This window comes from Telluria mixta (assembly GCF_029223865.1).
Classification (GTDB): domain Bacteria; phylum Pseudomonadota; class Gammaproteobacteria; order Burkholderiales; family Burkholderiaceae_D; genus Telluria; species Telluria mixta.
Window position 1 is genome coordinate 4,674,242 of record NZ_CP119520.1, and the last position, 19,606, is coordinate 4,693,847.

Genomic DNA, 19,606 nt, shown 5'->3' on the forward strand with positions numbered 1-19,606 from the left:
ATAATCCCTATGCCTAAATCTTTATTGCTTAACTTGCGCACGAGTCAGATTATTCGTGAAACGCTCACGGAACCGTTACATATGATGATTGACCCGAGTCATATGCCGGTGTCATCGAAGAGTATTTGGAGTGATGAAATCTGGGAGCTTGATGGATATGGTCAAACTCGAATCAACTGGGCGATTGCTCTCGAGAACGGCAGTTGGCTAACGAGCGCAGATCATGCAGAACTCTTGAATTCATTTAAACGCCTGTTGTGGTCTTTACTTTCCGACCCTCGAACTGGCAAACGACTTAGCCCGAACAGTAGCGCTAGTTCTACAAGTGGCTTGCGTACGCTAGCTAAATGGATGGCGAATAACGATTATTCAAATTTTTCGCAGCTCGATCGTGCGTCGCTAAGCAATTTTACGCAGGATTTAATTAATGAAAAAATTCTAGAGTTAGATGCGCTAGAAGATGATGCATTTGTGGATATAGAAAAAAGCGACGAGAGCGAGGAAGAGGGTGATGATCAAGACGACGACATTTTCGAATCGGAACGAGTGGGCGAGGAAGCTTCAGCCGTAGGCGCCTTTAATGCAATCCGACAATCCTACACTTATTGGAAACGCATATATACACAAAGAGGTGCGTTGGCCGAAGCGGGTATTCCCGTTATCGAATTTGACCCCTTAGAAGGCAAGAGCATCATTAAAGCGGCAAGAGCGGTTGCCAAGCAAGTCATAAAAAAAATACCCCCGCTGCCGGATGAGGTGGCTTTGCCGATTATGGCTGAAGCTCATAAATGGCTAGGTGTGCGAGCGGACGATATCATAAAACTGCACGAAATGTACCTGTCGGTTTTTCAAGCAAAAGACAGGCCGCCTTCGAATCGCACTAATGATGTCATCAATCATGAAGATGCGATGTATCTAAATACATTCGAATTTTCCGTTGAGCCAGGCGATTCGCAACCTTGGCATCCGAAACTCCGTTGTTCCCTTTCGAAAAACCGCACTTATCGATATACAGTGCCGACTGCTGCCATTCGTGACCTCATAGATACTGTTGTGCAAGCTGCAGCTATTGTGCTGCAAAGTGAGACCGGAATGCGTGCTAGTGAGTTGATTTCTGTTCCTTCCGGTAAGGATGACGCTCGCCAAGAATTTAATGCCATAGGCAGGCGGTTGTCTATAAGTGGGCTGAACGAGCTTTATTTCGTGCAGTCATCTCTTATTAAAACTGTCGACGCTCCGGAAAAAGAAGAATGGATTGCTGGAGCTAGACCGGTTGGGTCTGAATTTATCCCTGGGCCGTACCGAGCAATACAGGTTGTCGATAGACTACTTGCGCCTTGGCGTGCCAACTCGAATGACCCAGAAAGTCGCCATAAATTGTTTGTTACGCCAAGGAGTGGAGGTGCGCTGCCGATCTGGAATGCCTCAATAAGTCCGTGGGAAGGGTTTACGGCGCTGAGGGCTTTTAAAGATTTCGTTTCAAACAAGGTAGACTTGAGCCAACTCCCAGATCAAAGCAAACTAGGCGAGGATCTTACGATTTATCGGAATACGAAAGGTACGTGCGTAAAAACGCATCAGTGGCGTAAAACTTGGGCAATGTATGTTGTTCGTACGGACCGAAAGATGATTCCAGCGATTTCGATGCAGTTTAAGCACCTTTCGATAGCAATGACCGAATCTGCGTATATTGGTACAGATACTAATTTAATGCGAGAGCGTAATTCCCAGCAGTCGAGAGCGGCCGCAACATTTATGTATCAGGCTATTACTGGGAGAGAAAAGGTCGCTGGCAGGATGGCAAAGACGATTGATGAATGGCTTGATGAGTTAAAGAACATCATTGGCGAGAACGTAGGGGTCGTTGCTATCGACAATCTTCAAGAATGGTGCGAATTGAGAGGTATTAAGGTTTACTCGTCTCCACATGGAAAGTGTTTTATTAGGTTGTCACCCAAGGATGCTAAATGTCACGAGGCTGGTGGGACTGTGCATTGGAATCGAAAATCACCGAACTACAGCAGAAGGGAACCCGATGCTTGCAATGGATGCAAGTGCTTTGGCGTAGACAGTGACCATGCAGATTTCTGGATTGGACGGTACACCGATTACAAAAAATCGTTCGAAGCATTGAGCGCAAATGGCTTACAGGCTGGGTTTCGAATTATTCAGGAGCGTGTGGCCCAGTCTGCGAATATGTTGCGCGCGTTGAATATAGATCCCGACACTCTAACGGAGAAAGAGCATGCCTAAATTGCGTTCTACCCCACCTATAACCGGAGTGGAAAAAGAGTTAATGGATGCCTTCAAACGACTGGAGGAAGGGGTGCCAAATCATCCAGATTTATTGAAAAAGGCGCGCCTTAAGAAGTTGCGAATAAACGCGACAACAGTTGCGCTAGAGGCGGGACGAGCCAGAACGTTAATTGCTCACGATAAGTGCGCCTATCCGCGAGTTCGCGCGAAAATCAAGAGCCTGGAAGAGCCGAAAGGTCCTAGTACTTCTTATGAGGATGTAAATCGTACTCTTCGGGAACAAAATATTGAGTTGCGTAAGATGGTGATTGTGGCTGCGTCGCGGGTTGCTGCCATGATTAGAAGAATGGATGCTGTTGACAAAAAAGCAGCTGAGGCGATAAAAAAAGTGGTAAGGAAGACTTCGAAGAAAGAAGATGTTTCAAAAGCGAATAACGTTGCAGGAGCCCGTCGCCTCAATGAGACGCTAGCTGTAGTGATACCATTGCAAAAAGATTCGGATTCTGCAGCTGATTAATTGCAAGGGTTGCGTATTCAAGGACAGAAAGATTTTTTGATGACCGTTCAGCGATAAAGCAGAAATGTCTACCGGAGTGGGGGGAAGTCCAAGTTGATTACCCAGCAGCTACGGGAAGGCAGCGAAGTCATCGGGCCGAAAGTCCATCCGTATCAGATTGGTCAGTCGCGATCCGGGCGCGACAGATCGGGCACCGGTGCAGAAAAGGCGTCGCAATCCGAAGTGCAGGTTCGCGAGCGTTAGGCAGTCGCAGCGAGCGTCTCGACGTCGTCACAAAGATATAGCACCATCTTACGTCACCAACGTCTCGGAGGCCTCGCTGCCTCAACCCTTTTAAGGGGAATTGTCATGCTGGCATGAAACGAAGAGCCGGCAGGTACTCCTGCCGCTACATCGAACACTAAAAGTGCCATCGCCGCCGGCGTCGCCAAGCGTGTGCACGCGGACGACAAGCGCATTATCAACGCCGGGATCGAGGGTCGCTGGCGAGCAACCTCGGTAGCCGCGTGACCGCCCAACCTTGCTTGATGGCCAAGGGTGGCCGGTCACGACCGGCGTTGACAGTAGCCCGGCCTTAAGAATGCGCTCAGGGTTTGAGCAACTGCGCTGCCACCTTCGCGCCGCCTTCGAGGGCAGCATCGGACGCGTCGTCGCTCACGGAGACCCGGTATTCGCCACCCGCGACTCGCCAGCCGTGCGCAGCAGTGTCGAAGCTCGCCAGCAGGCGTGGATCGGCCACGACTGACACACGTTTTTGCTCGCCCGGCGCCAGCTCGACCTTGTCGAACCCGATCAGGCGAGTCTGCGCCTTACCGGCGGCGGAGCGTAGATAGACCTGGGGCACGTCGGCGCCGGCGCGATCACCGGTGTTCTTCACGGCGAAGCTGACCGTGAGCGTCTTGCCGCCTTCGACCTTCAGGTCCGACACCGCAAAGGTCGTGTACGACAGGCCGTGCCCGAAGGGGAATACTGGTTTGGCGCCGGTCTTGGCAAACCAGCGGTACCCGACGTCGGATCCTTCGGGGAAGTCGATGTTGTAGCTGCTGTCCGGCGGCAGACCGAAGCCCGGCAGGCGGGGGCGCGGCAGTTGATCCAACGAAGCGTGGAATGTGACCGGCAGGCGGCCGGACGGATTCACCTGGCCAAACAGCACGTCGGCGATCGCATCGGCGCCATGCTGGCCCGGATACCACGCTTCCAGCACGGCGGCACTCTGCTCAAGCCACGGCGTGGACACGGCATTGCCCGTTTCCAGGACCACGACGGTACGCGGGTTGGCCGCCGTGACGGCGGCGATCAGGGTATCCTGGCCATGCGGCAGCGTGGTGTCCGGCGTGTCCTCGTTCTCTCCGTTCCATTGGGTGCCGAACACGATGGCCACGTCGGCATTGCGCGCCAGTTCGGCCGCAGCGGATGGGTAGCGCCCGTCGTCGAACACGACTTCGGACTTGCCGGTGCGTACGCGGATCGCATCAAGCGGGCCCGGTCCGAACCAGATCTGGCGCCGCGTGAGCACGTCGATCTCCGTATTGCCGCCCATGCTGACGATGTGAGACGGTCCCGCCGGAGTGACCTGCGACGAGCCGCCACCCGACAGCACGCCCAGGGCGGCATTGCCGCCAATGACAGCGATGCGCTTCAGACTGCCTCGCCAAACTCCCGCTTTGCGCCGAAGAAGTAGTAAAAGGTCCCTTTGGAAAGGCCGGCGAGACGAATTATCTCGTCAATACCAGTACCCGCGTATGGTCGCTCCGTGAGCAAGTTGGTCGCCTCCCGAACCAGGGTTGCTCGGGATTCGTTACTGGCATAATTCCGTTTCGGACCGGCATGCGCCACTGTCGGTCGTGTAGGCGATTTGTGGTCGTTGCATTTACGATCATTGCCGAACCTAGTTTTTCTTTTGGTGCAGTGAGTCAAAGAAAAAAATGGAGTCCCTCGACCAATTCCGAATGGTGGAAATTGAGCAGTGGCGGGACCAGCACCGCCACCGCTCTCTTCATTTCGCAATGGACTCCCGTAGTTCTCGCCGCAGAATCTTCCCGACATTGCTCTTGGGGAGTTGTTCGCGAAACTCAACGACATGAGGTACCTTATAGCCGGTCAGGTACTTCCGAGCATAAGCCTTCACTTCCTCAGCGCTGAGTGAGTCGTCTTTTCTGACCACGATCGCCATGACAATCTCACCAGACTTCGCGCTGGGCGCACCAATGACGGCAACCTCCAGAATGCCAGGCATCGCGGCGAGCACGTCTTCAATCTCATTTGGATAGACATTAAATCCTGAGACGAGAATCATGTCCTTGATCCGATCCACAATGTAGACATAACCACCTGCATCGATACGAGCGAGATCACCGGTATGCAGCCAGCCGTCCTCGTCCATGACCTTTTCCGTTTCCGACGGCCGCTGCCAGTATCCCTGCATAATCTGCGGCCCCATCAGACACAGCTCACCGACTTCGTCGCATCCTAGTGTGTTACCTTCAGGATCCTTCACACAAACCTGCGTCGATGGCATCGGCAGTCCGACGGACCCGCTAAATTCGGCGCCCGCCACGAAAGGATTAATGGTGGCCACGGGCGAACTCTCCGTCATACCGTAGCCTTCGATAAGAGGCGTCCCGGTAATCGTCTTCCAGCGTTCCGCTACCGAACGCTGGACCGCCATGCCAGCGCCAATCGTCAAACGAAGTTCAGAAAAATCAAGGCGCTCGAAACCAGGGGTGTTCAGCAATCCGCTGAACAAGGTATTGACGCCGGTCAGCACCGTAAAGCGGACGCTGGACAGCTCCTTCACAAATCCCGGCATGTCGCGCGGATTCGTAATCAAGAGATTGTGCCCGCCAACTCGCAGAAACACCAAGCAGTTCGCCGTCAGCGCAAAGATGTGGTACATCGGTAGTGCGGTGACCACGGTTTCTTTGCCCATCTCGACATTGCCTGACACCCAGGCCGCCACCTGTTGCATATTTGCGACTATGTTGCGATGGGAGAGCGCAGCCCCTTTCGAGACACCGGTGGTACCACCAGTGTACTGCAGGAATGCCAGGTCGTCGGCCGAGTGGCTCACGAACGGGGCAGGAAATCCGGCACCGACATCGAGCGTTTCCTTGAACCGGATCGTGTTCTTTAAAGTATAGGTTGGAACTACCTTCTTTACATAGCGAGCTGCGAAGTTGACCAACGCCCCCTTCGGGAAACCAAGCAGATCTCCCAGTCCGGTGGTTATGACTTTTCGTAGCGGACTGCCCAGTTCGGCATCCTCAACCGTACGGCCGAAATTATCTGCCACAACCAGGATGCACGCGCCAGAGTCTTTCATTTGGTGCCGTAGTTCCCTTGGCGTATAGAGCGGATTGACATTTACGACAGTCAAACCTGCCAACAGACTGCCGAACAGCGCCACCGGATACTGTAGGCAGTTAGGCATCATAATGGCGATTCGCTCCCCCTTGGCGAGCTTCAGTTCGCAAATCAAGTAGTTGGCGAAACGCTGCACCATCAAGTCCAGCTCACCATAGGTAATGGTCTTACCAAAATTACTGTAGGCGGGGCGGTGCCGGTATTGCGACACCGACTTGTTGTAGACGTCAACGATAGAGTGGAATTCGGTGACGTCGATTTCGTGGGGAATGCCAGCAGGGTAGCTGTTGTACCAGTTGTGGTGGTGTTTTCGTTTGTTCACGGTGTGTCCTCATTTTTCAGCGATTGCTCGGCTAAACGCAGGCCTCACTCTCCTATTAATTTTGCTGACAAGCCCCTGTCGACTAGCGCGAATACACCAACTTCGTCAGCCACCTGTCATCGACATGAACCGCATAATCTTGCTCGGCTGTTCCCGAAATTCATGCCGTTCAGGCTTGAGCTCGATGGCCTGATGAATGGCCGCGACGATTTCGCTGTCTGACGCCTCACTGCGCAAGAGCGGTCGGAATTCGACTTGTGCTTCCTGCCCAAGGCACAGATGCAATGTGCCATCGACCGTCATCCTGATCCTGTTGCAGCTTGCGCAGAAATGCTGCGAAATCGGTGTGATAAATCCCACGCTGAATCGTCCGTCCACGGTACTCAGGTAGCGTGCCGGTCCCGCACCAACGAGCTGAATCTGATCAAGAAGGCCGAACCTGTGCTGGATGCGATCTAATTCCGCCTGCAGATCAAGGAATTGTGCGTCGCGTCCGGTTTGCCCTACCGGCATGGTTTCAATCAAGCGCAGAACAAAGCCTTGGTCCATGCAGAACGACACCATGTCATCAATTTCGTCGTCGTTCACGCCCTTCATGGCCACCATGTTGATCTTTATTGGATCGAAACCAAGTTGTCTTGCGTGAGCGAGCCCCGCAAGCACATCATCGAAGACTGGGCGTCCACAAATCTGGTGAAAACGCTCAGCTTGCAGCGTATCGAGGCTCACATTCAGTCGTTGCACCCCGGCGCTTCTGAGCGCTGCGCCGTGCTTGACAAGCTGAGTGCCGTTGGTCGAAAGCGAGATGTCATGCAGTTCCGGAAGCTTTGCCAAACGAGCCGCAAGTTCCGGCAGCCCCTTGCGCAACAGCGGCTCGCCTCCCGTCAGGCGTACGCGGCTGATCCCGAGCTGCGCGAAGATACTTACCAGACGTTCGATCTCGTCAAATGTTAGCCAGTGTGCGGGCTCTTCAAATCCCTTAAAGCCCTCGGGCATGCAGTATTGGCAGCGCAAGTCGCATCGATCGGTCACCGACAGGCGCAGATAGTCGATGTGGCGACCGAAGCGGTCTATCAGGGTTCCCATTTCATCAGCTCCTGAAGTTATCGTTCGTACGACGTTACGCTAAGCACCATCCCTGTCCAGATGGCTGCGCTTGTTCACGACCTGGGACCATTTCTCATGCTCAGGAAGCGGAGCCTTAAGTTCTGTAATCGGCGCCCAATTGGGATGTTTGGCCAGCAGCGCATTCAATGCGATGAAATCCCGCTGCCCCTCAGGCACATCACCTTCGGCAAAGATCGCTTCTTCCGGACATTCGGGCAGGCAAACCGCGCAATCGATGCATTCGGTTGGATCAATCACCAGAAAATTCGGCCCTTCACGAAAACAGTCGACCGGGCAGACGACGACACAATCGGTATGCTTACATTGAATGCACGATTCAGTAACAACAAATGCCATGTTCCGATCTCCTTATTTTTCGACGAACGCCCGCTCTATCACGTAATCACCCGGTTCTCCTTGCCCGGGGGAGATGACAAAGCCGCGGGCGTTTAGAAGGTCGCAGGTGTCTTGCAGCATTGCCGGACTTCCGCAGATCATCGCGCGGTCAAGTGCGGGATCGAGCGGAGGAAGACCGATGTCTTCGGCAAGCTTTCCGCTTGTAAGGAGGTCGGTCAGCCGGCCCTGGTACTTGAATGGTTCGCGCGTCGCGGTCGGATAGTAGAGCAGCTTCTCGCGTACGAGCTCGCCGATGAATTCGTTCTGCGGCAATTCCTTCGTAATGAAATCCGCATATGCAAACTCGCTGACCACGCGCACACCGTGCACCAACACGACTTTGTCGAAGCGCGCGTAGGTTTCTGGATCCCGGATAATGCTCATGAACGGAGCCAAGCCCGTTCCGGTGCCAAACAAATACAGACGCTTGCCGGGCTTTATATCGTCTAACACCAACGTACCAACCGGCTTGCGACCAACGAGGATATGGTCACCTTCCCGCAGATGTTGCAAGTGCGAGGTCAATGGGCCGTCTTGTACCTTGATACTGAGGAATTCAAGATGCTCTTCGTAATTCGGGCTGGCGATGCTATAAGCGCGCATGAGTGGCTTCCCATTCACCTCCAGACCGATCATCACAAAGTGGCCATTGTGGAAACGCATGACTTTGTCGCGCGTGGTCTTGAAGCTGAATAAAGTGTCATTCCAGTGATGGACACTCAGCACGCGTTCTGTATTGAAATTGGACATAGGTCTTCTCGGTTTGTTGGATGGTTTTCTAAAAAGCCAGGCGGACATATTACGTCAAACGTCTAGAAATGCAGTGCGCTTAATTGCTAATTAAATAAAGTCAAAAAACGCTTTCCTGACAGCGCCTCCCGAACCAGGTGCAGCCATCAAACACATCGCTTTCCACTATTTGCTTAGCAAGCGCATCCCACGTTCTATTCCCGCTATGGTCAGTGGGAACATGCGGTTGTTCATGATCTGGCGAATTAGATCGGTCGATTTTCGGTGGGACCACAGATCTTCCGACTCCGGATTGAGCCAGATAAATCTGGGAAATGTCGTCGTGCAGCGCTCCAGCCAGACTGCGCCGGCTTCTTCATTGTTATATTCGACTGAGCCGCCTGGTTGAAGTACCTCATAAGGGTTCATCGAGGCGTCGCCAACGAAGATCAGCCTGGTATCTGATCGATACTTACGCAAAACATCCCAAGTAATGAAACGTTCAGTCTGGCGCCGACAATTGCTTTTCCAAAGATAGCCATAGACACAATTGTGGAAATAGAAGAACTCCATATTCTTGAATTCACCCTTCACGGCCGAGAACAATTCTTCGGTGCACCGTATGTGATCGTCCATTGTGCCGCCCACATCGAGCAACATCAATACCTTGATATTGTTCTTGCGCTCGCGCTGCATCTTGATGTCGAGGTAGCCTGCATTATTGGCTGTGGCATGCACGGTCTCAGCCAATGCAAACTCCTCTTGGAAGCCCTCCCGAGAAAATTTACGAAGACGTCGCAGGGCCATCTTCATGTTACGGATGCCGAGTTCACGCTCGTTGTCATAGTCTCGATAAGGACGCGCCTCCCACACCTTCGTTGCGCTACGATTTCCGCCTTTTCCATCGGCGCGATTTCCTTGCGGATTTTTCCCGCCATTGATAAATGGCGAATTACCTTGCTTTCCGCGCCCGTTGTTGTCGCCATGGGGATCGACCTCTCGTTCGCTGTCGGACGTCGCTGGACATTTAATCAGTTTGTCGCTGGAAAAATTCTCAGCTACCACCTGCTGCACGGGAAGTGCTTCACTGCCAAATCCCGGGGACAACAAATCAAACGTCCCCTCCAAATTTTCATCGAAGATCTCACATACGCCTTGAAAGTACAGTCCAAATGCCTTATCGAACTTGTCATAATGAGTCTCATCCTTCACTAACGTTGTACGCGACAGATAGTAAAAGTCATTTACAGAAGGGCCGATTACTTTTTTTTGAATTGCTTCCAGCAGACTCAGAAATTCACTGACCGATACGCGAATTTTCGCTTTCTTAAGGGCAAAGAAAAAGCCAATCAGCATGACGTTTCCCGTTCGTTCAGCGATAGGTCCGCGCCGCGGATGCCAATCGCTCGAACAGATGTACATCCTGCTCATTTTTCAGCAGCGCTCCATGCAGCGGCGGCGCAGCCAGTTTCGCGTCCTGGGTGCGTAGTGCTGCCGGAGGAATGTCTTCGGCCAGCAAAAGCTTGAGCCAATCGATTAACTCGGAGGTCGATGGTTTTTTCTTTAGACCGACAGCCTCGCGCACCTCATAAAAGGTTTGCAGCGCCTGAGCCAGAAGGTCCTTTTTTAGGAGCGGGAAGTGAACGTCGACGATTTTCCCCATCGTGTCCTTGTCGGGGAATTTGATGTAGTGGAAGAAGCAGCGCCGCAGGAAGGCATCCGGCAAATCCTTTTCGTTGTTCGACGTTATGATGATCAGTGGACGGTGCTTCGCGCGAACTAGTTCACGCGTCTCGTATACGTGGAACTCCATACGGTCGAGTTCGCGCAGCAGGTCATTCGGAAATTCGATATCAGCCTTGTCGATTTCGTCGATCAGAAGCACCACTTGCTGATCTGCGGTAAATGCTTGCCACAGTATCCCTTTCACAATGTAGTTATGGATGTCTTTCACACGCTCATCGCCTAGTTGCGAATCGCGCAAGCGCGACACGGCGTCGTATTCATACAGACCCTGCTGCGCCTTGGTGGTGGATTTGATATGCCACTGTAGTAACGGTAAGTTGAGAGCAGTAGCGACTTCTTCTGCCAGCATTGTCTTGCCGGTTCCTGGCTCGCCTTTAATCAAAAGCGGACGCTGTAAAGCCAACGCCGCGTTTACGGCCAACTTCAAGTCCTCGGTCGCGACATAGTTCACGGAGCCATCAAAGTGGGATCGTTGTTGCATGATTCTTCAATCGAAAATGGAAAACAAATGTGGATAGAAACTAGCGGTTAATGCTGATCCAGCTTCGTCGATCACCTAATTCACTGGGCGCCGGATGTCACTGGTACTTCGCCGGACTCAATTCAAGAAGACGCTCCTATGCCTTAGCTGTTCGCATACCACGCACAACGGACGCAAGACTTAACAATCCCTTATCCCGTGCCCACCGCGCAGTAGCTGCGTCTGGTTTACACACACACCAGAGATCATCCGACTGCTCTATCAGCTGGTGTGCCAAGTCTATGGCACCCGCTAGGGCTACGCGCGTCATCGGCGTGTCATGCCAATCCTGTGCTAAGTCATATAGCAGCGATAGCGTCGCGATGACGCGTTGTATATAGTTGCTGGGCCATTCTCGCAATCGCCCTTCCCGCAGGAGATATGCGAGCACTGCGGCAGCAACATACATGTCTTCAAGATTTCTGAACGGCTTCACGAAGGAAGTCCATCCGTCTCCATCCAGCACGCTGGAAGTAGCAGTCTGAACATCCAACATCTGCAATCGACCACGCTCCAGTTCAGGAACAAGCCGACCGGGCGGAATTGCGTCCATTGAAACTCCTGGGGTGCCGCTAGAAAGCCGAATGACGTGAAGCGTTGGTCTGGCGCTTTCATCGGTGCCGTGTTTCGCACAAACTACGAGAAAGGAAGTGCAAATACGTCCCAACGGAACCCAGCTTTTAACGCCATTTATAACTATCCTTCCATCCGCTCCCTCGCGCCACTTAGTGCGGATGTCAGAAGGGCGATTGCTGGATTCTTCCGTCACACAAAGAGCAAGGATCTCAGTGGTATCCGCTTGCTGTACGATGGAACGTAATGCTGCTTGATAGCCGCTGGCAAAGGCCCATGCCAAGCGATCAGCCTTAAATCCGCCGACGATGGCCATTTTGATAGGGGAGGCCCATTCAGCTACGAGTTGTCGCCAAAGATAGCCCCATTCATCAGCCGTCTCTATAGCCAACGCTTCGTTTGGCTCGGATAGACACCATTCCAATATCGAATTCATACCTTACCCTGCCGCGTCGGAAAACACGGGCAGTGTGCGCAAAGGCGTTATGGCCGCTGGCACAAATTTGTGATATGGGGTATGGGTAAATGGATCGCAATGTTTGCTGGACGTCAGTCGATTTAATTGAGGGCCATTTGCCTTACCATTCTCGTATTTCATGCCATACCCATGTGGCAATGTTATGAAACCAGGGCGAGTCGCGTCGTCGACTTCGACCACCACCGAAATGGCCCCCGACTCGGTTCGACAAATTGCCTTCTCGCCGTGCCCCAGTCCATATGCCTCCGCGTCGTTCGGATGCACCTTGAGGCAACCGTCATGGTCTTGCTTACGCCATTTGGGATCGCGATAGATCTGATTGGCGTTGTAGTTCCGTCGTTCGCCAGCCATTAAGATCAATGGATACTGTTCGGTCTCCGCTGGTATTTTCGTATCCTTCAGAATTCTAAGCTGATCCAGCATCTCCGGGACAAGGAGATGGACGCGTCGGTCTGAATGAGCAATGAGCGACCATACGTCCTGCATTTCGTGCGTGCTTATAATCGCCCCTTGTGGGCTGCCAAGTATGCGGCGGAAGAGCTTTGTTCCGAGAGTGAGCTTGTTCCCTTTAACTCCTGCGCGCATTACAGCGGGGCCGTGTTTTTTTGCATACGCCATGCAAATTGGAAGTAATGTGGAAGCACTAGCCGCTGGCCCAAGCGACTTTCCAAGCGTGCGATAAACAACCGACGCTGCATATGGAGCAAGATTGGGACGCATTGTTGTTATAGTTGCGGCGAGCGCAGCGATATAACCCACATGGCACGTGCCTTTTGGTTCCCACTTTGCAATGCGTTCAAGAATCGGAAATCGCTTCGGGATTACCCCCATTTTTTCGAGCAGCTGCGTGTAGATTTCTGCTTCGCTCAGCGATTCGCCGATTGGTCGAACCACTGGATGCCTCAAATGGAAATAGTTCGTGGGGAATTCAAGGTTGAACCCGGTTGCCTCGAATTTTTCGTATTGCGAAGAAGCAGGAAGTACGTAATGTGCATAGCGTGCCGTTTCCGTCATCGCTACATCCACAACGACGAGAAGTTCAAGCTTGGATAGTGCCTTCTCAACCGCCGGCGTGTCGGCCGTGGTAAGTGCGGGATTTCCGCTATCTACGAAAAGTGCCCTTACGCGGTCTTCCGACGAATTATCGATTTCGCTGGGAAGGATATTGGGTGGGAAAATTCCAGAAATTGGAAACATTTTATTGTGCACTGTGTGCACGAGCTTTTCATTCCGCTCGTCAGTATGGCCAATAACAGGCAAGAAGACACTATGAAGATTGTTCCCCCCCTCAATGCCGAAGTTGCCAGTAACCAGATACAACAACTTTTCCAGGTACGAATTCAGCGTGCTATTGAGCGTCTGCTGAATGCCCAAGTCAATTCGCACGCAAGCGCGCCGGGCTGTTGCAAACCCTCTGGCGACCACATATACATCGTCTAGCGGGACATCCGCGCGACGAACGAACTCGTCTACAGGGACGTTCAGAAGAACTTTTTCAACTGCATCAAAATCGTTGCAGTGCTTCGCCAGGAATTCTTTGTCATGAAGATTTTCCCTGACAATGATGCTCAACATGGCGGCCATCAGAAACGCGTCGGTCCCCGGTCGCAATTGAAGGTGCGTATTTGCCATCTTCGCCGTCTCCGTACGGCGCGGGTCTACAACAACCATCGTGCGGACGGGGTCATTCTTAATATGCTTTAGGGTGTCGCGCGCATTGGGGATGCCGTGCGCCTGATATGGATTGGTACCGATGAACAAGACAAAGTCGGCATTCTCAACATCTTCAGTCGTATGGCAGTCCTGCCTTCCAAACATCCGCCCGTTAACCCAGAAGTCGCCTGTTTTCTCTTGTCCGAGCGCGGTATACAGATAAAAGCTCTTCATTACCTTCAGTAGCTGTCGGCTGTATGCTCCCCCAAGGTGATTCCCTTGGCCACCACCACCGTAGAACGCAAAAGCTTTGCCGCCGTGCTGCTTTTTGATCCTCAGCAATCGACTCGCTATGTCGGAAAGCGCCTCATCCCAAGTAACGCGAACGAAAGAACCGTCAGGTTGACGTTTCAGCGGATACTGCAGACGATCTTCATTACTCTGGTAGTGGACAAGCCGCGCCGCTTTCTGGCAGATGTACCCCTTGCTGGTTGGGGCGCTTTCATCGCCGCGTATCTTCTTGAGTTGTTCATTCTCAACGTCTACAAGTAAGCCGCAGTTACGTGAACAGAGAATGCAAGCCGTCTGATGTGTAGTCATATGCGCAAATCCAGAGGTATGAATGAAGAGTGAATGGAGCGTGGAATAGTGACCGAACATCAATCGGGCAAAGAGTCATTCACTAGGAACAAAAGGCGGGCGTACCCGCCATTCCATATCGAGCGGGCTTCTTATTCCGCCAGCTTCACGTTCATTGTGATGCGCGCGGTAAGGACTTTCGTTCCCTGATCATCCAGGACATCAACCGGCACCACCTTATCGCCTGCAGTATTCCAGTCGACCTGGCTACCGTCCGAGATTGCACGTACATCGGTCTTGGCCTTGGCGAGATATTCAACCGTCATTCCTTTCGGAATCCAACGGCCGCCCTCGGGAATGGATACATCCGTCATCATGCCGGCAACCAGTTCGGCGGCATTGCAAAGCGCAATCGCGTGGATGCTCCCCAAGTGATTGGTGACCTCACGCCGGAAAGGGACTTTGGCTTCAGCGTACGCTGGGCGGAGATCCGTAAGCGTTGGCTCGATTGTGGCGAAGTAAGGCGCCATCTGGCATACCATTTTGCTGAATTGCTCAGCCCCACCAACTTTGAACATCTCCATGACTTGACTCATCGTCCGATCTCCTATTGAGTTAAAACAGAGTAAAATTCTGTTACAGAATATTATTCTATAACATTTTTCTGTGTCAAGCTGCCCAACCCATATTCCTGCGGTATCATGCGTTTTTAGAATCAATACTCAAAAGTGCGAATTTGGCAACAATAGATGTCCTCGAACGAAACTTCCCAGGCAGACGCGCGCAGCTAAAACGCGAGATTTTGTTGGGAGCATTGGCCTGCTTTAATGAGCACGGCCTTGATGTGACCACTATCGAGATGATTAAAGTTCGCTGCGACACAAGTGTGGGAAATATCTATCATCACTTCGGCAGCAAGGAAGGACTGGCAGCGGCGCTCTTCTTTAGCTCGCTGGAAGATCAAGGGCGGCTCTTGAGCGAGTACCTTGAAAAGGCCCAGACCGCGCAAGAAGGTGTGAGCGCCATTGTGTATAGCTATGTAGATTGGGTTGCCAACCAGCCAGAATTAGCTAGTTTTCAATACCAAGGCCGATCAATGGTTGCGAAGGGACCATACAGCGACGAGCTCACTGCAAGAAATCGCTCTCGAAATCAAAACCTCCTGAACTGGTGGAACGTACCTGGCAGACGGGAGCTTATCAAGAGCATCCCTCTGGAGCTATTTCCATCCCTGATCATCGGGCAAGCGGAAAGCTATTGTCGGGCGTGGCTGTCGGGGCGCGTGCATACCACCCCAACTGCATACCGAGCGCACCTCGCACAAGCAGCTTGGCTTTCGTTGGGCACCGACGTGCAAGGGAACAGCTAGACTACGCGATCCGGAGCGTAGGTCAAACTAGCGGAAGCAGTCCGGCGAGTTCCGGATATCGCGCGAGGAGCCTTTCTGGCCAACCCAGCGAGAGGTATAGCCAGTGATTGGGACGTGTCAGATTTTCTGTGTGGAACGGGGTCGTGAAATAATGCCGAAAGGTCTGTCCCATGACCGAAGTGATGACCACCAAGAAGCCCAAAAAACAGAAAGCGGCGTCCCCGTTCCCGGTCGAGCTGATCGACCAGTTGCTGGCCCAGGTTGAGAACAAGGACGCCGCGTCGATCCTTGGCGAATCCGGGTTGGCCGGGCAGCTCAAAAGATGCTGGCCGAGCGCGTGCTTTCGGCCGAGCTGAGCCATCATCTGGCCAATGAGGACGAAAGAAGTAAAAACCACCGCAACGGCAGCAGCCCGAAGAAGGTGTTGACACCTGGTGGCGAGCTCAACCTGGACGTTCCACGCGACCGCCTGTCGAGTTTTGAGCCGAAGTTGGTCGCCAAACACCAGCGCCGTATGCCTGGCTTTGACGATCACGTCATCAGCATGTACGCGCGCGGCATGAGCGTGCGCGAAATTCAAGCGCACCTGCTGGAGTTGTACGGCACCGAAGTATCGCCGGACCTGATTTCGACGATCACCGACGAGGTTCTCGAAGAGGTCGCGCAGTGGCAGCAACGGCCGCTTGAAGCGATGTATCCGATCGTTTATTTTGATGCGCTGCGTCTGAAGATCCAGGACGAAGGCACCGTCAAAAACAAGGCCGTGTATCTGGCGCTGGGTATTCGTGCCGATGGCCGCAAGGAAGTGCTGGGACTGTGGATCGAACAGACCGAAGGCGCCAAATTCTGGTTGAAAGTCTTTTACGAACTGAAAAACCGTGGGCTGGACGACATCCTGATCGCCGTCGTTGATGGCCTGCGCGGCTTCCCCGAGGCCATCGAGGCCGTGTACCCGCAAGCGCAGATCCAGACCTGCATCGTGCACCTGATCCGTAACTCGACCACGCTGGCTGCCTGGAAGGACCGTAAGGAGCTTGCAGCGGCGCTCAAGCCGATCTACCAGGCAGTCAACGCCGAGGCGACCGAAGCGGCGCTGGATACGTTTGCGGCTGGCCCGTGGGGCACCAAGTTCCCGACCGTGGCAGTCATGTGGCGGCGCCAGTGGCCGCAGGTAATTCCATTTTTCGCTTATTCGCCAGAAGTGCGCACCATCATCTACACGACGGATGCAATTTACAAGTCTTATCCGTCTACCGTGCGCCCCTCACTTTGTCTTGGTTTCGTTTTGGCGGCCAAGGGCATGGTTGTGCCTCCTTTGGCTTCGCCTGGCGCCAGCGCGAGAACAGTTTTTGATAAACCTTCTCCGCCTGTTCGGCGACAGCCCGTTCCTGGTCCCGGATGGCCTTCAGGTTGTAATCCGCACCAAGCCCCTTATGGCTGCCGTGCTTTTCCGGCATACCGGCCTGCAGCTCCAACTGGCGACGCTTGTGTGCGACCAACGCCGGCCGCTCCCAGACGAAATTCTCATCCCGTGTCAGCACATACCACGCGATGACAGCCAGCTTGCGGGCACACGCTACCGCCGCGATCTGCTCGCCGCGGCGATCTTTGATGCGCAGGAAAAAGGCACGCAATGGTCCCGGGGTTTGTGCCACGGCCCACGCGCCTTCAACGAGCATGCCGCGTGCATGTGAGCGACCGCGCTTACTGATGCGGCCATGCTTGGCTGGTTGCAGTCCTGATTGGTAGACCGACGGATTCAGCCCCAGGTAGCTGACGAGTTTTTCGGGAGAGGAAAACCGGCTGATATCTCCGATCGCGGCAACCAGGCTGAGGGCGATCATGACGTTGATACCCGTGATCGTCATCAATCGCGCAACTTGCGGCTGGGAGAGCGCGGACCTGGCCAGCATTTCTTCGATCTGCTTTGCGTCATGTGCCAGCAAATCCAGCGCGCGTAGACGTTGCTCCACGCCGATGCGTTCGTCCAGTGGTAACGGCTGATCGGCCAGCCAGCTTCGCCCCTTCTTGCCGAACAAGTCCGACGCCGGGCATGGCGCAATCCGGTTTGCCGCCAGTACCGCATGAATTTCGTTCTTGAGCCGGGTTCGCTGCCGGACGATCTGTGTGCGCCGCGCCACCTGCCGACGTAACGCCAGCGTCGCATCGTCCGGCGTCCAGACCTCCGGCAAAAATCCGGAAGCGTACAGCTGCGCCAGAATCGCCGCGTCGATCTTGTCCGTCTTGATGCGCGCCTCGGCGATCAACCGAACCTTGAGCGGGTTGGCGACAACCACCCGCCCCGCGTGCGACTTCAGCGCTGCAACGATCGCGGCGGTATTGCCGGTCGCCTCAAGCACGACGTGATCGTCGGGCCCCAGGCGCCGCGCGAAGTGCTCCAGTTCCGGATGCAGAAGCGTGACGCGTCCGCCAGCCTGAACCAGGCCGTTTTCCAGGTACGCCACCTCGGCAAACGATCTCGATACATCCAAACCAATAACTCGCATGGCAATTCCCCCATAACGGTTGAAACCACGGGAGCGAGTGGTGCAGCACGACAACTACGGATTCGCGCTTGCGGCGCAACCGGGCGGGTCGCAGGGGCAGCCAACTACTAACACGAGCTCTCAGCTCATCGTATATGAACGGCCTGCCCACTCGACGTGCTCCCAGGCGCCGCTGTCCCGGATGGTCTCACCATACACCGGTATTGCTCGGATAGGGACACGATGGCGCCGGTGATTATCATGCCGGTTACCAATGCTATAGAAAAGCCTGCATATGCGCCTGCGAAAGATCGTCAAGAATCGGGGTCACTTCCCGAGCGACGAGGCCGCGACCAAATTATTATTCCTGGCCTTGCGCAATATCGAGAAAGATTGGAAGATGCCGCAGCGTACCTGGAAGCAGGCAGTCAACCAGTTCGCCATCATGTTCGGCGAACGCTTCACGAACGCGATTACCTAACTAAAATTCTGGCCCCGCACACAGAATTTCTGATAGGTCCCATCTTCCTGATACTGCGCACGGCGAAGTTGACGATGGCGCCTTTGACCACGCCGAGCATCTCCCCCATGTTAGCCACCACGATATGCTTGACCTTGGACTTGTCGAGCACCTGCTCAAGGGTAGTGGCGAAGTTTTCAAGGACGATGATGACTTCGGCACCGAAATCGTTCAACTGGTGCTGCAACTCGCGCGGGGTATACAGCGGATTGACGTTGACCACCGTGTAGCCAGCGCGCAGGATGGCTGCTGTCGCGCAGTTGGACGACGTGCCCTTCGGCAGTGCCAACTGATCGGCGGCCTCATCAAGCGTCATTCCCTGCTCCAGCACCAGCTTGACGGCTTCGGTCCGGAACTCCAGTGTGTACTAACGTTTCTCGGCTTTGCTCATTTCTATTCCTGTTGGACAGTCTACCAAACAGGAGTGTCCGAAAATCTCAGGCGACCTCAGTCTTCGCAAAGCGGCCCGACACCGGCTCCCCAAATTGAAAATGGCCCGTGCCATCCCACTATCGCATCACTTCACATTACTAAAAGGAAAGCCAAGGAACTGAAACGTGTAGGCTCGCAGCCGTCGATGAAGGGTCCGGATCAGTACTTCACCGGCACCGTGCGTATCGCCCACTTGAACTTCCCGCCCTCGCCGGCCCGGGTTTCGTGTGCCAGCGTGTCCTTCGAACCGGGGGCCCGCTCCGCATGGCACACGCACCCTCTAGGGCAGACGCTCGTCGTTACAGCCGGCTGTGGCTGGACCCAGTGCGAGGGCGAGGCAAAAGTCGAGATCCGCGCCGGCGACGTCATCCGGTGCCCGCCCGGCCACAAGCATTGGCACGGCGCGACCGCGATTACGTCGATGACCCACATCGCGATTCAGGAAGCACTGGACGGCGTGAACGTCGTGTGGATGGACAAGGTCAGCGACGACGATTACATGAGTCCGCTCGGAGATGCGGCCGCCCATGATCATTGAACACCTGAGCCGGTAGTTCGTA

16 protein-coding genes and 3 pseudogenes are annotated in these 19,606 nt (G+C 54.0%); 6 read left to right on the forward strand and 13 right to left on the reverse strand.

The genetic code is table 11. The features are described from left to right. The first annotated feature begins 9 nt into the window (after nucleotides 1-9). Together P0M04_RS20875 and P0M04_RS20880 are read left to right on the forward strand one after the other, a co-directional pair. Entirely contained in the window at nucleotides 10-2,253 is a 2,244-nt protein-coding gene (locus P0M04_RS20875) for a hypothetical protein (protein ID WP_259447201.1), read from the forward strand. Next, entirely contained in the window at nucleotides 2,246-2,773 is a 528-nt protein-coding gene (locus P0M04_RS20880; protein WP_259447200.1) for a hypothetical protein, read from the forward strand. Before P0M04_RS20875 ends, P0M04_RS20880 begins: the two co-directional genes overlap by 8 nt. A gap of 586 nt (nucleotides 2,774-3,359) precedes the next feature. Here the strand turns inward: P0M04_RS20880 and P0M04_RS20885 are convergent. From P0M04_RS20885 to P0M04_RS20930, 11 genes are all read right to left on the reverse strand, one after another. Next, the gene (locus P0M04_RS20885) at nucleotides 3,360-4,373 is read right to left on the reverse strand and encodes a glycoside hydrolase family 3 C-terminal domain-containing protein (protein ID WP_281042058.1); all 1,014 of its coding nucleotides are present in this window, start codon (nucleotides 4,371-4,373) and stop codon (nucleotides 3,360-3,362) included. 38 nt (nucleotides 4,374-4,411) lie between these two features. Next, nucleotides 4,412-4,855, reverse strand: coding sequence for a TetR/AcrR family transcriptional regulator (locus P0M04_RS32905; RefSeq protein ID WP_371877885.1), 444 nt, complete (start codon nucleotides 4,853-4,855; stop codon nucleotides 4,412-4,414). Continuing rightward, nucleotides 4,770-6,458, reverse strand: coding sequence for an AMP-binding protein (locus tag P0M04_RS20890; RefSeq protein WP_259447199.1), 1,689 nt, complete (start codon nucleotides 6,456-6,458; stop codon nucleotides 4,770-4,772). The genes P0M04_RS32905 and P0M04_RS20890 overlap by 86 nt, the downstream gene beginning before the upstream one ends. A gap of 105 nt (nucleotides 6,459-6,563) precedes the next feature. Further along, on the reverse strand, nucleotides 6,564-7,544 hold the full coding sequence (moaA, locus tag P0M04_RS20895; RefSeq protein WP_259447198.1) for a GTP 3',8-cyclase MoaA: 981 nt from the start codon (nucleotides 7,542-7,544) through the stop codon (nucleotides 6,564-6,566). Between the two features lie 39 nt (nucleotides 7,545-7,583). After that, nucleotides 7,584-7,922, reverse strand: a complete 339-nt coding sequence (gene fdxA, locus P0M04_RS20900; RefSeq protein WP_259447197.1) for a ferredoxin FdxA — start codon at nucleotides 7,920-7,922, stop codon at nucleotides 7,584-7,586. A 12-nt stretch (nucleotides 7,923-7,934) separates the two neighbouring features. After that, the gene (locus P0M04_RS20905; RefSeq protein WP_259447196.1) at nucleotides 7,935-8,711 is read right to left on the reverse strand and encodes a ferredoxin--NADP reductase; all 777 of its coding nucleotides are present in this window, start codon (nucleotides 8,709-8,711) and stop codon (nucleotides 7,935-7,937) included. Between the two features lie 165 nt (nucleotides 8,712-8,876). Beyond that, nucleotides 8,877-10,046: a vWA domain-containing protein gene (locus P0M04_RS20910; protein WP_259447195.1), complete on the reverse strand. Its 1,170-nt coding sequence runs from the start codon at nucleotides 10,044-10,046 to the stop codon at nucleotides 8,877-8,879. A gap of 16 nt (nucleotides 10,047-10,062) precedes the next feature. Next, nucleotides 10,063-10,917: an AAA family ATPase gene (locus P0M04_RS20915; protein WP_259447194.1), complete on the reverse strand. Its 855-nt coding sequence runs from the start codon at nucleotides 10,915-10,917 to the stop codon at nucleotides 10,063-10,065. Nucleotides 10,918-11,053: 136 nt separating this feature from the next. Then, on the reverse strand, nucleotides 11,054-11,965 hold the full coding sequence (locus tag P0M04_RS20920) for an acyl-CoA dehydrogenase family protein (protein WP_259447193.1): 912 nt from the start codon (nucleotides 11,963-11,965) through the stop codon (nucleotides 11,054-11,056). Nucleotides 11,966-11,968: 3 nt separating this feature from the next. Next, nucleotides 11,969-14,260 (reverse strand): molybdopterin-dependent oxidoreductase, encoded by a 2,292-nt coding sequence (locus tag P0M04_RS20925; RefSeq protein ID WP_259447192.1) that lies wholly within the window; start codon nucleotides 14,258-14,260, stop codon nucleotides 11,969-11,971. Between the two features lie 131 nt (nucleotides 14,261-14,391). Further along, nucleotides 14,392-14,835, reverse strand: coding sequence for a hotdog fold domain-containing protein (locus tag P0M04_RS20930; protein ID WP_259447191.1), 444 nt, complete (start codon nucleotides 14,833-14,835; stop codon nucleotides 14,392-14,394). Nucleotides 14,836-14,975: 140 nt separating this feature from the next. On the opposite strand from P0M04_RS20930, the gene P0M04_RS20935 reads away from it, so the two are divergent. Both P0M04_RS20935 and P0M04_RS20940 read left to right on the forward strand, forming a co-directional pair. Then, nucleotides 14,976-15,608 (forward strand): TetR/AcrR family transcriptional regulator, encoded by a 633-nt coding sequence (locus tag P0M04_RS20935; protein ID WP_259447190.1) that lies wholly within the window; start codon nucleotides 14,976-14,978, stop codon nucleotides 15,606-15,608. A gap of 310 nt (nucleotides 15,609-15,918) precedes the next feature. Next, nucleotides 15,919-16,842: pseudogene (locus P0M04_RS20940) on the forward strand (IS256 family transposase); the annotation flags it as partial. A gap of 16 nt (nucleotides 16,843-16,858) precedes the next feature. Here P0M04_RS20940 and P0M04_RS20945 read toward each other — a convergent pair. After that, the gene (locus tag P0M04_RS20945; RefSeq protein WP_371877238.1) at nucleotides 16,859-18,100 is read right to left on the reverse strand and encodes an IS110 family RNA-guided transposase; all 1,242 of its coding nucleotides are present in this window, start codon (nucleotides 18,098-18,100) and stop codon (nucleotides 16,859-16,861) included. A 252-nt stretch (nucleotides 18,101-18,352) separates the two neighbouring features. Here P0M04_RS20945 and P0M04_RS20950 point away from each other — a divergent pair. Next, nucleotides 18,353-18,575 (forward strand): annotated as a pseudogene (locus tag P0M04_RS20950) (transposase); the annotation flags it as partial. A gap of 34 nt (nucleotides 18,576-18,609) precedes the next feature. Here P0M04_RS20950 and P0M04_RS20955 read toward each other — a convergent pair. Beyond that, a pseudogene (locus tag P0M04_RS20955) lies at nucleotides 18,610-18,870 on the reverse strand (AMP-binding protein); the annotation flags it as partial. A gap of 321 nt (nucleotides 18,871-19,191) precedes the next feature. Between P0M04_RS20955 and P0M04_RS20960 the strand changes: the two are divergent. After that, nucleotides 19,192-19,584: a (R)-mandelonitrile lyase gene (locus P0M04_RS20960; protein ID WP_259447188.1), complete on the forward strand. Its 393-nt coding sequence runs from the start codon at nucleotides 19,192-19,194 to the stop codon at nucleotides 19,582-19,584. Nucleotides 19,585-19,606: the final 22 nt, after the last annotated feature.

Coding starts and splice junctions, on each gene's coding strand:
- P0M04_RS20875 (WP_259447201.1), top strand. CDS start 10: ATGCCTAAATCTTTATTGCTTAACTTGCGCACGAGTCAGATTATTCGT.
- P0M04_RS20880 (WP_259447200.1), top strand. CDS start 2,246: ATGCCTAAATTGCGTTCTACCCCACCTATAACCGGAGTGGAAAAAGAG.
- P0M04_RS32905 (WP_371877885.1), bottom strand. CDS start 4,855: ATGTCGTTGAGTTTCGCGAACAACTCCCCAAGAGCAATGTCGGGAAGA.
- moaA (WP_259447198.1), bottom strand. CDS start 7,544: ATGGGAACCCTGATAGACCGCTTCGGTCGCCACATCGACTATCTGCGC.
- fdxA (WP_259447197.1), bottom strand. CDS start 7,922: ATGGCATTTGTTGTTACTGAATCGTGCATTCAATGTAAGCATACCGAT.
- P0M04_RS20905 (WP_259447196.1), bottom strand. CDS start 8,711: ATGTCCAATTTCAATACAGAACGCGTGCTGAGTGTCCATCACTGGAAT.
- P0M04_RS20910 (WP_259447195.1), bottom strand. CDS start 10,046: ATGCTGATTGGCTTTTTCTTTGCCCTTAAGAAAGCGAAAATTCGCGTA.
- P0M04_RS20915 (WP_259447194.1), bottom strand. CDS start 10,917: ATGCAACAACGATCCCACTTTGATGGCTCCGTGAACTATGTCGCGACC.
- P0M04_RS20920 (WP_259447193.1), bottom strand. CDS start 11,965: ATGAATTCGATATTGGAATGGTGTCTATCCGAGCCAAACGAAGCGTTG.
- P0M04_RS20925 (WP_259447192.1), bottom strand. CDS start 14,260: ATGACTACACATCAGACGGCTTGCATTCTCTGTTCACGTAACTGCGGC.
- P0M04_RS20930 (WP_259447191.1), bottom strand. CDS start 14,835: ATGAGTCAAGTCATGGAGATGTTCAAAGTTGGTGGGGCTGAGCAATTC.
- P0M04_RS20960 (WP_259447188.1), top strand. CDS start 19,192: ATGAAGGGTCCGGATCAGTACTTCACCGGCACCGTGCGTATCGCCCAC.